The following is a 15040-nucleotide window of genomic DNA, read 5'->3' as shown; positions in this document are numbered from 1 at the left end:
CACCGGCCAGCGTCGCTCCGCCGGCTGACGCGCCCGGCGACGCCGCCGCGCTCCCGACAACCACCCATCGGTCGCGTCCCCCAGCAGTCGCTGGCCGGCCGGCCGTGTTGGCGGTCTGGTCGTTGTGAGCCGATCAGACACGGTGAGAACGCCGCAGGCGGCCCGAAGGAGGCATCGCGGCGCGAGGCGGTCTCGTACGCCGTGGTGACGGCAGCTGATCGCGTGCGTTCCGCGATGCTGCCGACCCGGAGGGCGACGGAGCACCGAAGTCGCCGGTCACCGCGCTTTCCCGACGCTCTCGGGTTCATGGGGCTCGGGTCCCTGGAGCCGTGAAACATGTGGGCGCAGGGGGATTCGGCCTGCCAGGATGGCGCGGGGGAAGCGAGGTCTCGTGGACGAGTTGAGACGATTCCGTTCGGCGCTGATCGCCTGGGCGGCCGGCGGGGCGGGGGCGGCCGAAGCCGCCGCGGTGGCGCGGGAACTGGCCGACGGCAGGGTGCGCGCGGTCGTGCTCGTCGAGGGGAGCAGTGATCAGGTCGCCGTCGAAGCGCTGGCCGCACGCCGCGGCCGCGATTTCGGCGCGGAGGGCGTTGCGGTCGTCCCTCTCGGAGGTGCGATGAACATCGGGCGCTTCCTGGACGCGTGCGGTCCGGCGGGACTCGGCCTCCCACTGGCCGGTCTCTGCGACATCGGTGAGGAGCGGCACTTCCGGCGACATCTGGAGCGGGTCGGGCTCGGTTCCGGTCTCACGCGTGCCGGGCTGGAGACACTGGGGTTCCACGTGTGCGTCGCCGATCTGGAGGACGAGCTGATCCGGGCACTCGGGGCCGAGGGCGTGCAGCAGGTGATCGACGCCCAGGGCGAGACGCGCCCCTTCCGTACCTTCCAGAGCCAGCCGGCACAGCGGGAGCGGCCCGTGGAACAGCAGCTGCGGCGTTTCATGGGCACGCACAGTGGGCGCAAGGCGCTCTACGCCCAGGCCCTCGTCGCGCATCTGGACCTCGGGCGAGTCCCCCGGCCTCTGGAACGACTCCTCGGCCACCTCTGAGACGACCGGGGCCACAGGCGTCGCCGACGGCACGTCGGTGCTGCGTCCCGCGTCCGCGTCCTGGTTCGCGGTCCCTGCCCCGCGCAAGAGTCTGGCGGCCGAGGGGGCCGCCTCTGCCGCATCGGCCCTCCCGCAGCGGCGCGGCCTCGGATGTCCGTTCTCCCAGCAGGCGGGCGACGGGTCCTTCTCCAGCTGGCCTCACCGGGCCGCGTCGCCCGGCGTTCGCCGTGCCCGGGTGCGTGGACGCCTGCGCCCTGCCGGCCCTGACCCGCCAGCCAGCGGGCCCCCGGGGCGGGCAGGGGCAGGGGTGGCCACGCCTCCGACCGATCCGGGGACTCCGTCACCCGATCGCCCCGGGCCGACCGATCGGCCGGAAGCCGCGAGGGCTGCTGTCAGGACCGGCCTGACGCAGGAAGCGGCCCGGCGTGCGGCTGCTCGCCGCCGGCGGCCGTCGAGTGGCAGCCCCCTTGCTTCCCGCAGCCGCTGCCAGGGGGGAACGGCTCGCCCGGTGGATCACTGTGCATCAGGCATGTGACCTCGGAGAGCGGGCACGAGGAAGATCCCCGACCGGGGTGACGGCGGACCGGGGCGTCGAACGCGTGGATGCCCCGTGCGCCCTCGCGAGTGACGGGAAGATCTTTGATCCTGACGGAGGTTCTCGATGACGACCGCTGCCGCACGCCCGGCCGACCTGGGGAAGCTGTGGACGCTGCCGGGGGTCTACACCCCTCAGGCCGATACCCATCTGCTGGCCCAGGCGCTCGAGGCCGAGAGGATCACGGAGGACATGGACGTCCTCGACATCTGCACGGGTAGCGGCGCGCTCGCCCTGCTGGCAGCGCGCAGGGGGGCCCGGGTGTCCGCGACCGACATCTCCTGGCGTGCCGTGATGACCGCTCGGCTGAACGCGGCCCGCGCCGGTCAGCGGGTGCAGGTGTGGCGCGGCGACCTCACCGGGCCGGTCGCCCAGCAGCGCTTCGATCTGGTGGTGAGCAACCCTCCGTACGTGCCCACACCCCACGCCCACCGGGCCCGCCGTCACCGGGCCGAGATCGCCTGGAACGCCGGCCACGGCGGGCGGCGGGCCGTCGACCGGATCTGCGCCTTCGCCCGTGATGTGCTCCGGCCACGGGGTGTGCTGCTCATGGTGCATTCCGGTCTCTGCGGCGCCGAGGAGACGCTGGGGAAGCTGACCGACGCCGGTCTGCACTGCACGGTGGCCGACCGGTCCTCCGTGCCCTTCGGCCCGGTGATGACCGCGCGCCTGCCGTGGCTGCGCGCACAAGGCCTGATCGGCGCCGACGAGGACGAAGAGGAACTGGTGGTCATCCGTGCCGAACGAGGCTGAGCGCCCCAGGCGGGTCACCGTCGACCGTGACGGTCCGATTCTGATCGAAGGACCGGTGGACGTCGTGGGGGAGGACGGCACCATCAGCACCTCCGACCGGTTCGTCGTCGCCGTCTGCACCTGCCGCCGCAGCCGTTCCTACCCGTGGTGCGACACGAGCCACCGCGGTCACAAGAGGCCCCCCGCCGCCGGACGCCGTGCCAACGACCGGCACTCCGGCGACGACCAGGGCTCCGGCGACCAGAGCTCCGGCAACGACCCGAAGGACACCCATGACGGCGACAACCACTGACCACAGGCATGCGTGCCCCACCCTTCCGGCGGCCAGAGGCCCCCTCTCCGCCGGTCTGCTCGCGGCGCTCGCCGTGCCGCACCAGGACCCTCCCCCGGTACGCGAGGCCGTGGAAGCGGACCCGTACGGGGAGGATCTGCACCTGGCCCTCTACACGCTCTACGAGCTGCACTACCGCGGATTCGCCGGCGTCGCCGAGGACCGGGAGTGGGACCCCGCGCTGATGCCGCTGCGCCGGGCGCTCGAGGAACGCTTCCTCGGCGCGCTGCGTGCCGATGTGCCCGCCGGACGGAACACCGACGAGGCTTTCGGGGAGCTGCTGGTCGAGTCCACCGACCACCGGGACAGCGTCGCTCATCACCTGGAGCACGAGGGCGAGTTGTGGCAGATCCGGGAGTACGCCGCGCTGCGCTCGCTCTACCACCTGAAGGAGGCGGATCCGCACGCCTGGGTGATCCCCCGGCTGCGCGGCCGGGCCAAGGCCGGCATGGTTGCCATCGAGTACGACGAATTCGGCGCCGGGCGCGCGGAGAACGTCCATGCCCAGCTCTTCGCCGACCTGATGACCGACCTCGGGCTGGAGACCCGCTACGGCCACTATCTGGACGCGGCGCCCGCCGCCGCCCTCGCCGTCGTCAACGTGATGACCCTGTTCGGTCTGCACCGGGCGTTGCGCGGCGCACTGGTGGGCCACTTCGCCTGTGTCGAGGTCACCTCGTCGCCGGGCTCACGCCGGCTCGCGGCGGCGATGCGGCGCACCGGCGCCGGGCCGGCCGCCGAGCGTTTCTACGCGGAGCATGTGGAGGCGGACGCCGTACACGAACAGGTCGTACGCCGAGAAGTGGTCGGCGGCCTGCTCGCCGAAGAGCCGCATCTGGAGGCGGACGTGGCGTTCGGATCGGATGCCACGGTGTACTTGGAGAGCAGGCTGGCCGCCCATCTCCTGAAGGCGTGGAGGGACGGACGGTCGGCGCTGCGCCGAAGCTGACGCACGCCGCGCACCGTTCCGCGGGCGGCGTATCGCTCCGGCTTGCACCGAGGGCCGTCACCCGGCGTCCGCCGCTGCGGCGAGCGGACCCGCACCCCCGCCCTTCGAGGGGCTCCGCTCCTTCGCGGAGAACGCCTCAGGCGCCGCCTCCCGTCCCGTCGGCGCAGCCGCGGACGAGCACGAGTCGCCGACGGCAGCCGTCCCGCGGCAGGCCGCGCAGCGTCAGCGCCGTATGCGCCGTCGGCGGCGGGGCGGCGGACCGGGCTACGTGCGGCAGCCGCTCGACACGGGCCGCCCGCCTTGCTGCCCCGGGGAGGCGATACGCCCGGAAACCCGGCGAAGGGCGTCGACAAGAGCGGGGACCCCGCGGTGAGCGTGTGGTTCTCGGCCGATCGCGACGCTGACGAAGAGGACCGGTGCCTGTCGGCCCAGAAGCCGGCCGAGACACTGCTCCGGGCGTTGCCGAAGGCCTGATACGGCTGCGTGCGATCCGGGCCGGCCCGCGCCGGCCAAGCGTCCGGCTCGCGTGCCGTACCCGTGCCCATACACGGCGGCTCCCGGTGGGGCCGCCTCGTCATGGGGGTGGCCGTGGCGAGGTCCGGCGGTATCCGGTGACTGCGGAGACCGGGGCGGAACCGGCAGCGGCTCCCGCTCCTCCCCGGGCGCCTCAGCCGGAATCCCGGCCGGTCCCCGCTCCCGGCCGTCGCACCATGCGCACGTCGATCGGGTCCGCTGCCTCGACGGTGAATCCGTGGCGCTCGTACAGCCGCCGGGCAGCGCTGCCCTGGAGGACGTTCAGGCGCACGGGCACGCCGTCGTCATCGGTACGCTCCAGCAGCGCTCCCAGAACAGCCGACCCGACGCCCCGCCCCTGGATACCGGGAGCGAGGTAGAAATGCTCCAGCCAGCGCCCGTCCTCGGCCGGTCGCAGAGTGACACAGCCCGCGAAGATTCCATGGGCCAGGATGACCGACGTGTACTGCGGGGAGAAGGAGTTCCGCAGCCGCTGCCGGACCCGATGCTCGTCGAAGCGACCCAGCCGTTCCAGGTCCGGGCGCATCACCGCCGCCCGAAGCTCCGCGATCGCCTCGACCTCCGCCGGCTGCGCGGGGCGCATGGCCCATCGCACGGGCCGGCCTCCCATCGGACCGGGCGTCACCCGGTCCGCAGGTATCTCATCCGTCCTGGTACCCACGTCCATGGCCGCATCATCCCAGTGTGCTGCCGCGGCGCCGTCGCGGAGCCCCCGGTCTTCACCGGCTCCGTGACGTGACGGACCGCCCCAGGACGCCGAACCAGGGTGTCGGGAGGCCGGGCCGGCGAGGCGGAGGCCAGGGGCGTCGCTTCCACCCCGTCGGCGCGGCGGCCACGGGGACGCCGAGCCGGTCCGGTTCATCGCCCTGGCACCATCGCGGGCGTTGTCCGGCCGGCACGGGCCGCTGCGTACATCCGGAGGCGGCACGGGGCTCGACCGCGCGACACGGTTGCGGCCGGGGGTTCACTCATCCCTGCTGATGTGAAGGACGGCGAAGGAGCCCCGGACCCGGGCGCCGTCCGGCAGCTCCCACACGCCGGCGATGTGGCCCGCCGCCCCCGGGGCGAGGGGCGCCTGGCCGTCGGACGCGGGGCGAAGAACCCGCCGCACGTCCAGTACCACCCCTTGCGGTGTGCGCAGACCGGTGCCTTCCCGCGTGTCGCGGGTGGTGGCTCCGGCACCCGTGAGTGCCGGCCCACCGGTGTACGAGCTGGTGACGTCACGATCGGGTGTGTCGCTGGCATTCTGGTCCTGTGCCCGTACCCGGCCGTCGGCCAGGGCGAACAGCTGGGCCACCAGCGCCGGGTCGTGGCAGCCGTCGTACACCCAGCGCCGTCCCAGTACCCCGTGCTCCATGGTGCCGATGAGAGCGTGGTCCGCCCCTTCCAGCGGCGCGCCGCGGTACGTGAGCGGCACGAAGTACGTGACCGGCTCGGACCCGGCTGTGTCGACGAGCGCCATCAGCTCCATGCCGACCTCTCCCTGGGGGTCGTCGAGGCGGAAACCGCCGGCCTTGACCAGCTCCGGTTCGTGGCCGCCGGTGAACCACGGCCTCGACGGAAGCCAGCCGGTGAGCAGTTCCAGTTTGGTGGGCTTGAGCGTGGTGTGGTGGATGACGGCCATGGCTGAACCTTCCCTCGGAGCACGTGAGTGAGTGCCCAGTCTTCCAGGTGGGCCCATCTGCGGCCGCTCGGCACGGACCTCCGGAGGACGGCGCGCACACGCCTACGGGAGGGGCAACAGGTCCCGGCTCGTGCGTCGTTCGGCCTCCACCGCGCACAGGCGGCCGCCGGCCTGAGGACGGGCCGGACCCGAGCCAGCCGCGAGTGGCTCACCCCCTGGCCCCGCGTGGAAGAGGACGACGGCATCGCGCTCTCCGACCTGACCGGGCCCGGACGGTCGCGACCTGACCGGGCCCCGCACCGACTCGGACCCACGGCCGCCACAAGCGAGCGATGGCGGCGCCGGCACCCGCGGGGCCGGCGCGTCCGCCCGAGCGGCGCTGCGCGCTCGGGCGTGACCTGTCGCCTGGTGAACCGTTTAACCGATCATGATCTTTACGCAGGGAGAAGAGCAGAGGGCCAAGCGGCTCTCCACGGAGTTGTCCCGGTCGCTCTTCGGTGACGAAGGAAGCGTGCACGAGCACTGGCGCCACGTGGTCGCCGGGGAGGCGTTCGCCTACCGGGACGGCCTGGACCGCCAGGAACGGATCGACCTCGCCTACCGGCGGCTGAACCTGGTCAACGCGTCCGTGGACGACCCGTGGGAGCTGGCCGGGGACGTGCATCGGCTGGCGGCCCTGCACGAGTGGGCGGCGATGGTGGACGGCGGGCTGACCACCGTCGCGGGCATCCACTACAACCTTTTCATGGGCAGCCTGCTCGATCACGACGCCGATCCGCGCCGGGACCTGGCGCCGCTGGCGGCGATGGAGCGCCTGGGGACGTTCCTGTGCACCGAGAGCGACCACGGCAACGACGCCGCGCAGTTGGAGACCACGGCCACATTCGACAGGTCGTCCGGAGGTTTCGTCCTGCACACTCCGCACCCTGGTGCGCGCAAGTTCATGCCCAACACCAGCTTGGCCGGGGGCGCGAAGAGCGCGGTGGTCGCCGCTCGTCTGCTGTCCGGGGGGCAGGACCTGGGGGTCTTCCTGTTCCTGGTCGAGCTGAGCGATGCCGCCGGTTTCCGGCCCGGGATCCGGGTGCAGCAGCTCGACGAGCGCACCGGCAGCCCGGTCGACCACTGCCTGACCACCTTCGACCACGTCGAACTGCCCGCTTCCGCCCTGCTGCAGGGCGCGCACGGCCGGCTCGCTGCGGACGGGACGCTGACGAGCGGTGTCGGCAACCGGCGCAAAAGGTTCCTGCGAAGCATCGGCCGCGTCACCGCCGGCAAGCTCTGCATGAGCGCCTGCGGCGTCGGAGCCGTGCGGGCCGCGCTGACCATCGCCGTGTGCTACGCGCACCAGCGGCACGTCGCCGGCATGACGGCCGGCCGCCGCGTTCCGCTGGCCGCCTTCCGAAGCCATCAGGACCGACTGCTCAAGGCCACCGCACACGCCTACGCCATGACCTTTCTGCACCGCGCCGCCACCCGGGCCTGGGCCCGCCACGAACCCCACGAGCGTGAGGACGTGGAACGCCTCGTCGCCGTCACCAAGGCGTGGAACACCTGGCAGGGCCGCCAGATCCTCATCGAGTGCCGGGAACGCTGCGGGGCACAGGGACTCTTCCCCGCCAACGGCCTGGCCGACTTCCCCGTCGACATCGAGGGCGCCATCACCGCCGAGGGCGACAACCTGGTCATCTGGGTCAAGGCCGCTGGCGAACTCCTCTTCGCACCCGCCGACACGCCGCCCCGTACGGCCTCCGGCCGGGCGCTCGGGGACGTCCGCGCACTGCGGGACCTCTTCGCCGCACACGAGGCCCGGTCGCGGTCGCAGGCATCGGCAGCACTTCGCGCGGGACCGGCGGGGGATCCGCTGGCCCGCTTCAACCGCGCGGTCGGCCCGGCACAGGAAGCCGTGGACGCCCACGCGGTGGTCCGGGCCGCCGACGCCTTTCTCGACGCGATCGCCGCCGCCGATGCCGAGGCCGCGCCCCTGCTGAGCGATCTGTGCCGTCTGTTCCTGCTGGAGAAGCTGCGTCCGGTCAGCGGCGATCTCCTCGCCGCAGACCTCCTGACCGTCGAGGAGGTACGGTTCCTGCCGGGGGCCGTCGACGACCTCTGCGTCCGGCTCACCCCGCAACTGGGCCTCCTCGTGGAGGCCTTCGCCGTGCCCGAGGAGCTGTTGCGGCGCCTGCCCCTCCTCGACCCGACCGCCGATCTTCCGGTCACCGCCCCCGCACCCATGTGACCGGGCGCCACGCCGCCCAGCCCGACGGTGACGCGGCACGGGCAACCGGCACGGGTGGCGCCGAACCCGCTCTTGAACCCGGGACCGGCCGTGGCGTCCGAACGGTTCATGCCGGGGGAGGGCGGGGCGACCGGCTTCGGTCGACAGGCGGGCCGTTGAGTCCGCTGCGCGGCTTCGGGTGTCGCCCAGCGGTCCTCAGCGCGTCCTGCCCACGCGATGGATTGACATGCCCAGCACACGAGTTGATGCTGTGAAGGTGCCCTTCCATCGATGTGAACGGCGTCGGTGAAGAGAGGGGGCAATGCCAAGGAGAGGTTTACCCGCTGCCACCTTTCCGGTAGAGCCTCTACGTCTGAGTCTTCATGTCGGCCCGACCTCGCATCGGGCCACTCGAGGGACGGGACCATGACACTGTTTCGCTGCATTTCAGGCGCTGCGGCCTTTGTGCTGTCCGGTGTCCTCGCCGCCGTGCTGGCGCTGTCGTCCGCCGTACCCGCCCAGGCGGGCCAGACCGGTCTCCGGGCCGCGGACCCCAGCGTGATCCGGGTCGGTGGTACCTACATATCGGTGCAGTCGACGGGTGGCGGCATCGCGGTGCGGCAGGCCGCGTCACCCGCGGCGCTGGCCACGGCGGCCGCTCGGCAGGTCTGGACGGACACCCGGAACCGGGGTGAGGTCTGGGCTCCGGAGATCGTCACGGAGGGCGGCCGCTACTACATCTACTTCTCGGCCGGAAGCGGACCGGCTCACCGGATGTACGTGATCGGTTCCGCGAACCCCGACAGTGGCTACACCGCGGAGGTGAAGCTGGCCCTCCCGGACGACAAATGGGCCATTGACGGAACCCTGTTCACCTTCAACGGGCAGCGCTGGTTCGTCTGGTCCGGCTGGTCCGGCGACACCGACGTCGAGCAGAACCTCTACATCGCCCGGATGAGCAGCCCGACCACACCGGTCGGCACGAGGTACGTCATCTCGCAGCCCCGGGAGGGCTGGGAGCGGGTGGTCGGGAGCCCCTTCATCAACGAGAGCCCCGAAGCCATCAAGGACCCGAACGGCCAGCTGCACATCGTGTACTCCGCCAACGGCAGTTGGAGCGACCAGTACTGCCTGGCCGACCTGAGGCTGCGGGCCGGCGGCGACCCGACATACGTGTGGGACTGGTACAAGTCGAACGGCTGCCTGTTCGGCTCCAACCGCTCGACCATGATGCCCGGCTGGGACCCGACCCTGCACGTCAACGGCCCGGGTCACCACAGCTTCGTCCTGCTCGACGGCGACATCGCCACCAGCCCGCCCGCCGGCCCGACGTTCCCCCTGATGTTCCACGCGGTTCCGAAGGGAACGCCGTACTCGTGGGCGAACCGCTCTTGGTACACCGGCTCGTTCGCCTGGTGGGGCAACACCACCTACAGCCGTGCCGGCGTCCCCGGCCCGAACACCGATACCGGCTGGAGCCTCAAGTTCTTCGAGTAGCGGCGGGACAGGCGTTGTACGCGCCCAGGGGCACCGTGCTCGCGCAGGATTCCCTCGTCGGCGGCCGCGCAAGAGGCCCGGCCGCCGTCGGGCGAGCCGAGGCGAGGCGGATCCTGCCATGACCGGGCCGCCGGCCGACGCTCCGTGCCGGGCCCGTGGTCGCCGGGGGTGACCGGGCCGCCGGCCGACGCCGGGGCGGCCCCGCAGCCTTCACCGGCGCCGCGTGAACGGCGGACGAGCCGGCGCCGTGGTGCGGTGCCGCTGCCCGCCGACGTGCTCGGTTCCCGCGGATGGCCGCGTGAGGAGGCGCGGGCCGGCCGACGGCCGGACGGGACTGCGTCACTCCGTCGCCGAGCGTGCCGCGGCCCCGTGACCGCTGGACCGCCCGGGCGGCGGACGGCCGGGGCGTCGCCTGCCCCTGCCCACGTGTCACCGCGCGGTCCCTACGAGTGGTGAAGCCCGTCGATGGTAGCGCTTTCTTCCGGCATTTCCACCACGTTCAATCACAATCCAACAAAGAAGCGCAGGTGAAAGGTTCTCTTTCTGTGCTCCCGCACATAGGTTCCGTGGTGAACAGTTCGCGCGACGAAGCGAGTACCCATGCATTACTTGGCCGACGGGCTCCGGCTCCCCACGAACGGGCTCGACTACACGATTCTGGCGATCTACTTCGCCGTGGTCCTGGGCATAGGATTCGCCGCCCGGGCGAGTGTGAAGACCAGTCTCGACTTCTTCCTCTCGGGCCGCTCGCTGCCCGCGTGGGTCACCGGGCTGGCCTTCGTTGCGGCCAACCTGGGTGCCACCGAGATCCTGGGCATGGCGGCGACCGGCGCGCAGTACGGCGTCGCCGTCGTCCACTGGTACTGGATCGGCGCCATCCCGGCCATGGTCTTCCTGGGCCTGGTGATGATGCCCTTCTACTACGGCTCCAAGGTCCGCTCGGTGCCCGAGTTCCTGCTCCAGCGCTTCGACCGGTCGGCACACCTGCTCAGTTCGGTCCTGTTCGCCTTCGCCGCCATCCTGATCGCCGGTGTCAACCTCTACGCCCTGTCGATCGTCGTCGAGGCGCTGCTCGGCTGGCCGCAGTGGGTCGCGATCGTGGTCGCCGGCTTCTTCGTCCTCGCGTACATCACGGTCGGGGGACTGTCCTCCGCGATCTACAACGAGGTCCTCCAGTTCTTCGTGATCCTGGCCGCGCTCATTCCGCTGACCATCCTCGGTCTGAAGCGGGTCGGCGGCTGGGACGGACTGACCGGCTCGCTGGAGAGGCAGCACGGCTCCGACTTCCTCTCCGCCTGGGGCGGTACGGGCATCGGTGACGCCAATCCGCTCGGCGCCAACTGGCTGACGATCGTCCTCGGTCTGGGCTTCGTGCTCTCCTTCGGCTACTGGACCACCAACTTCGCCGAGGTGCAGCGCGCCCTGTCCGCGAAGAACCTTTCCGCCGCACAGCGCACTCCGCTGATCGCCGCCTTCCCGAAGATCTTCATCGTCTTCGTGGTGATGATCCCGGGCCTGGTCGCCGCCGTCCTCGTCCCGAAGATCGGCACGGCGGGGTCGGACCTCACCTACAACGACGCGATCCCGCTGCTGATGCAGGAACTGCTGCCCAACGGTGTGCTGGGCATAGCCGTGACCGGTCTGCTGGCGGCCTTCATGGCCGGCATGGCGGCGAACGTCTCGTCCTTCAACACCGTATTCACCGCCGACATCTGGGCGAAGTACGTGGTCAAGGACCGCGACGACACGTACTACCTGCGCTTCGGCCGACTGATCACGGCGATCGGCGTCATCGCCTCCATCGGCACGGCGTTCCTGGCCGCCAGCTTCTCCAACATCATGGGGTACCTCCAGACCCTGTTCTCCTTCTTCAACGTGCCGATGTTCGTCGTCTTCATCATCGGCATGTTCTGGAAGCGGGCCTCGATGAAGTCCGGCTTCTGGGGCCTGATCGCCGGAACCGGCGCCGCGATGGTCAACTACTTCGTCATCTACAAGCAGGGCGTCGTCGACATCCCGACCGACCAGGGCGCCAACTTCGTCTCCGCGATCGTCGGCTTCGTCGCGGGCGCGGTGGTGATGGTCGTCGTCACCCTCTTCACCGCTCCGAAGCCCGAGTCGGAGCTCGCGGGCCTGGTGTACGGGACGAGGTCACCGGGCATGGAGGAGGCGCCGTCCGAGGGCGACGACGCCTGGTACCGCCGCCCCGCCCTGCTTGGCTGGGGCGCGATCGCCCTGGCCGCCGCCTGCTACATCCCGTACTCCTTCTGACCTGCCGACCGGAGGCACCGAGAAATGTCCGAACTGCAGCGTGAAGTCTCCGAGCTGGAGCAGAAGTCCGCCACCGCCGCCCGCCTCTTCGACATCCGGCGCATCATCGGCGGCCTGTTCACGGTCTACGGGATCATCGTCACGGCGGCCGGGTTCACCGCGTCCGACGCGGACCTGAAGAAGGCCGTCGGCGTCAACATCAACCTTTGGACGGGGCTGGGCATGCTGGCCCTCGGGCTGTTCTTCCTGATCTGGCTCCGACTGCGCCCGCTGGCGCCGCCCCTGCCGTCCCACGAGTGACCGATCCTGTCCCTCGTGCCCGTGGCGACAGCGCCGCTGCGGACACCGCTGCGGCGCACACGGGTTCCGTGTGCGCCGTGGTGCGGGGCGCGAGACCTCGGTCCTCTTATGATCGGGAGCATGGACGAGGGCGGGGGGCTGTACGAGGCCCGGCGCGGGGAGCGCTACGAAGACCGGAGCTGGACCTGGGAGCGGAGCCATCCGCTGCGGTTCCTGTTGGTGAGCGAGGAGTGGGACAGGGAGCAGACGGTGTGGGCGCGGTGCTCCGACATCCGGGGTCTGTTCGCGGAGGAGCCGCGCCGCGAGCGGCTGACGCTCACCGGGTGCATGCCGCAGGGCAGGCTGCGCAAGGCCGTCGACGGGGCCGCGCGGGAACGCGACCGGCTGGGTGACCTGTCCCTGCTCGTCGAGCACGAGGATGCGGACAAGCCCGCGCACGACTGGGCTCTGACCGGCGTCGTGGTGCTCGACAGCCGCCCCGACGCCGATGATTCCTCGCGCGTGGACGTGGTGATCGAGGCCGAGGTCGGCGACTGGCCGGGTGCGCACACGGAGGCGCCCCGGTCGGACCGGGTCCTGCTCTTCAACGGGTGGGGCGGTGGACTGATCGGCGAGTGCCGACGGGTGGACGGCCTCTACGGGCAGCGGCGGCCGGCCGCGAGACCGGTGCTCACTCTCCTCGGATGCGAACCCGAGGAGCCGCTGCTGCGGCGCCTGACCACCCGTCGGGAAGCCGGAGACCCCCTGTCCCTGTTCCTCCTCGACCGCATGGGACGCGTGGTCCGGGTCGAGGACCACTTCTTCCTGCACGTACAGGAGGCACGCCCGTCCGTGCTCGGGGGAGCCCTCGTCGACATCCGGGTCGGCGGCGGCTTCCCCAGACCGCTGCCGTACGGTGCCCGCCCGGCCTGGGACGCATGGTACGAGGGCGTCCCCAGCAGGCCCAACGTATGGGCCCCGCTCGATACGAGGGCCAGGGCGGAGTGGCTCCGGTTCACCACGCCCGTCGGCGGTGAGGACCGGACAGGCGACACCTGCCACCTGGACGGCCGGTTCGCCACGGACGTCCCGGGCGTCCAGTGCGCCGTCGGTGAGGCCCTCGGCGGCCCCGGCAGGCATTTCGCCCAGTGCTGGGCCACACTGCGTGGCTGTTCCTGCGGCATCGATCCTCTGCCCGGACCGATCACCCTGATCTGGCACGACGCCCACATCGCCCGGGAGGCGCTGGCGTCGGTGAGCACCGACCCGGAGGGCGAACCGAACTGCTTCGAGAGCGTCCTGCGGCTGCTGGAGCAGTCGGGCATCACGGTCGAGCAGGCGTAGGAGCGGACGTGCCGGCCGCCGTTCCGCTCGGTTGCGCCCCATTGCGCCGCAGCGCCGCTGTCCGGCGCCGTCCGGACGGCGCCCGGAACGTCCGCACACACCGTCACGGTCAGCTGATGTCCCGGGTCCACATGGCTGGGCCGGGCCGGCCGCCGACCGGTGGGGAACGGGTATCCGCAGCCACCGGTCGACGGCGCCCGGCCCGGGGCGCGGCTTCGGGTGACGGAGATGGGGTGGGGTCCGGTCACCCGCTCTCCCGTAGGGCATGGATCGGGTGCACAGCGTCGAGGACACCGGGCCACCGGGCCGGCCGCACCCTTCGGATCACCGCCTCCGACGGGGCCGATCCGGCACCCCCCGGCGCCCGTGACACCGCTTCCTGATCGCCTCCACCCGAGGCCCGAGGCCCGAGGCCCGAGGCCCGAGGCCCGAGGCCCGAGGGCTGCGGCTCGTGGGCTGCCGGACGTATCGGAGAAGATGCGGCAGTGAACGACTTCGAAGAGTTGATCAACCGCGTCGCGGTCGCGTCGGCGGCGAGTGACCTGCTCCAGCCTCCGGTTTCCGCCGCAGAGTTGGACGCGGCCCAGCGCACTCTGGGCTTTCGGCTGCATCCCCTGCTCGCCGCGCTCTATCGCGGGGTGGGCAACGGGGGCTTCGGCCCCGCGGGCTCCGTGCTGCCCCTCTCCGGCGGCCCGGAGGCGGATTGGGAGACGTCGGTCGTCAAGGGGTACGTGGACAGGATCCCTCCGGAAGGATCGGAAACCTGGTGGTCCTGGCCCGAAGGGGTGGTGCCGGTGCTGGACCGGGGCTGCGCGGTGTTCACCTGCGTGGACTGCCACAGCGATGACGGAACGGTTCTGCTCTTCGATCCCCATACGATCAGCGGCCAGGACCTCTCCAAGGCCTGGTTCGTCGACGCGGGCAGCCTCGCCGAGTGGCTGGAGACCTGGCTGGACGGTCGAGGCCGGTACGGAGAAGACGGGCTCGGCGACGTCTTCGGCCTGTCGCCCTGGGCCGACGCCACCGCGCGGCTGTGAACCGGCCCCGCGCCTGCCGGCGATCCAGGCGCGGGTGCCGTCGCTTCCCATGTCCAGGGCGATGCCGCAGCAGCAGCAGCGGCGGCGGCACAGCGGTGGCCAGGGCAGGCACAACGGCGGTCAGGGCCGGCACACCCGTGCCGGGCGGCCCCCGTGTGCCTGCGGTGTGTGCGGGTCACGGGACTGTCCTTCTGGTCTGCCGGCAGCGGGCGCAGTAGCGGGCCTGCGGCACGATCATCAGGTGGTCCCGGTCGATGAGGGTCCGGCACAGGGGGCAGGTGCCGTAGGTTCCCTCGTCCATGCGCGCAAGGGCCGCTTCGACGTCGGCGAGGACCATGCGGGCGGAGGCGGCGAGCTTGACGCGCACCTCGATCTGCGCGGCGGCCTGCTGCTGGAGCCGGTCTTCGGCGCGGGGGGCGACCGGCCCGCCGATTCGGCGCAGTTGCTCTCTGCGGAACAGGCGCTGCTCATAGAGGTTCTCGCGCAGTGCGGCGAGGTCCTCGTGGGACAGGAGTTCCGGGCTCCCGCCGATGGTCCGGTGGTTCACGACTTCACCCCTTTTC

General features: G+C 71.6%; 13 protein-coding genes. 10 read left to right on the top strand and 3 right to left on the bottom strand.

Annotated features, from left to right (window positions below):
* Positions 1 to 391 precede the first annotated feature (391 nt).
* From PUR26_RS10130 to PUR26_RS10115, 4 genes are all read left to right on the top strand, one after another.
* The gene (locus tag PUR26_RS10130) at positions 392 to 1048 is read left to right on the top strand and encodes a TOPRIM nucleotidyl transferase/hydrolase domain-containing protein (protein ID WP_329871312.1); all 657 of its coding nucleotides are present in this window, start codon (positions 392 to 394) and stop codon (positions 1046 to 1048) included.
* Positions 1049 to 1709: 661 nt separating this feature from the next.
* The gene (locus PUR26_RS10125) at positions 1710 to 2396 is read left to right on the top strand and encodes a HemK2/MTQ2 family protein methyltransferase (RefSeq protein ID WP_329871310.1); all 687 of its coding nucleotides are present in this window, start codon (positions 1710 to 1712) and stop codon (positions 2394 to 2396) included.
* Positions 2380 to 2688, top strand: coding sequence for a CDGSH iron-sulfur domain-containing protein (locus PUR26_RS10120; protein WP_329871308.1), 309 nt, complete (start codon positions 2380 to 2382; stop codon positions 2686 to 2688). The genes PUR26_RS10125 and PUR26_RS10120 overlap by 17 nt, the downstream gene beginning before the upstream one ends.
* Complete coding sequence (locus tag PUR26_RS10115; RefSeq protein WP_329871307.1) at positions 2669 to 3676, top strand: iron-containing redox enzyme family protein; 1008 nt, start codon at positions 2669 to 2671, stop codon at positions 3674 to 3676. Before PUR26_RS10120 ends, PUR26_RS10115 begins: the two co-directional genes overlap by 20 nt.
* A gap of 667 nt (positions 3677 to 4343) precedes the next feature.
* Here PUR26_RS10115 and PUR26_RS10110 read toward each other — a convergent pair.
* Both PUR26_RS10110 and PUR26_RS10105 read right to left on the bottom strand, forming a co-directional pair.
* On the bottom strand, positions 4344 to 4793 hold the full coding sequence (locus tag PUR26_RS10110; RefSeq protein WP_329871305.1) for a GNAT family N-acetyltransferase: 450 nt from the start codon (positions 4791 to 4793) through the stop codon (positions 4344 to 4346).
* 381 nt (positions 4794 to 5174) lie between these two features.
* The gene (locus PUR26_RS10105) at positions 5175 to 5834 is read right to left on the bottom strand and encodes a maltokinase N-terminal cap-like domain-containing protein (protein ID WP_329871303.1); all 660 of its coding nucleotides are present in this window, start codon (positions 5832 to 5834) and stop codon (positions 5175 to 5177) included.
* Positions 5835 to 6261: 427 nt separating this feature from the next.
* Between PUR26_RS10105 and PUR26_RS10100 the strand changes: the two genes are divergently transcribed.
* The 6 genes from PUR26_RS10100 to PUR26_RS10075 all read left to right on the top strand — a co-directional run bounded on the left by PUR26_RS10100 (position 6262) and on the right by PUR26_RS10075 (position 14477).
* Positions 6262 to 8070, top strand: coding sequence for an acyl-CoA dehydrogenase family protein (locus PUR26_RS10100; RefSeq protein WP_329871301.1), 1809 nt, complete (start codon positions 6262 to 6264; stop codon positions 8068 to 8070).
* Between the two features lie 405 nt (positions 8071 to 8475).
* Positions 8476 to 9546, top strand: coding sequence for a glycoside hydrolase family 43 protein (locus tag PUR26_RS10095; protein WP_329871299.1), 1071 nt, complete (start codon positions 8476 to 8478; stop codon positions 9544 to 9546).
* Between the two features lie 600 nt (positions 9547 to 10146).
* Positions 10147 to 11817, top strand: coding sequence for a sodium:solute symporter family protein (locus PUR26_RS10090; protein WP_329871297.1), 1671 nt, complete (start codon positions 10147 to 10149; stop codon positions 11815 to 11817).
* Between the two features lie 24 nt (positions 11818 to 11841).
* Positions 11842 to 12117, top strand: a complete 276-nt coding sequence (locus PUR26_RS10085) for a hypothetical protein (RefSeq protein WP_329871295.1) — start codon at positions 11842 to 11844, stop codon at positions 12115 to 12117.
* Between the two features lie 120 nt (positions 12118 to 12237).
* Positions 12238 to 13440 (top strand): hypothetical protein, encoded by a 1203-nt coding sequence (locus tag PUR26_RS10080; RefSeq protein ID WP_329871293.1) that lies wholly within the window; start codon positions 12238 to 12240, stop codon positions 13438 to 13440.
* A gap of 485 nt (positions 13441 to 13925) precedes the next feature.
* On the top strand, positions 13926 to 14477 hold the full coding sequence (locus PUR26_RS10075) for an SMI1/KNR4 family protein (protein WP_329871291.1): 552 nt from the start codon (positions 13926 to 13928) through the stop codon (positions 14475 to 14477).
* A 175-nt stretch (positions 14478 to 14652) separates the two neighbouring features.
* Here PUR26_RS10075 and PUR26_RS10070 read toward each other — a convergent pair whose 3' ends face one another.
* Positions 14653 to 15024 (bottom strand): TraR/DksA family transcriptional regulator, encoded by a 372-nt coding sequence (locus tag PUR26_RS10070; protein ID WP_329871289.1) that lies wholly within the window; start codon positions 15022 to 15024, stop codon positions 14653 to 14655.
* Positions 15025 to 15040 lie beyond the last annotated feature (16 nt).

Origin of the sequence: Streptomyces sp. SP18CS02 (genome assembly GCF_036322365.1) — a bacterium.
In the GTDB taxonomy this organism is placed as follows: Bacteria; Actinomycetota; Actinomycetes; order Streptomycetales; family Streptomycetaceae; genus Streptomyces.
The sequence above is the reverse complement of the archived record's forward strand: the minus strand, read 5'-3'. Positions and strand labels throughout refer to the sequence as shown.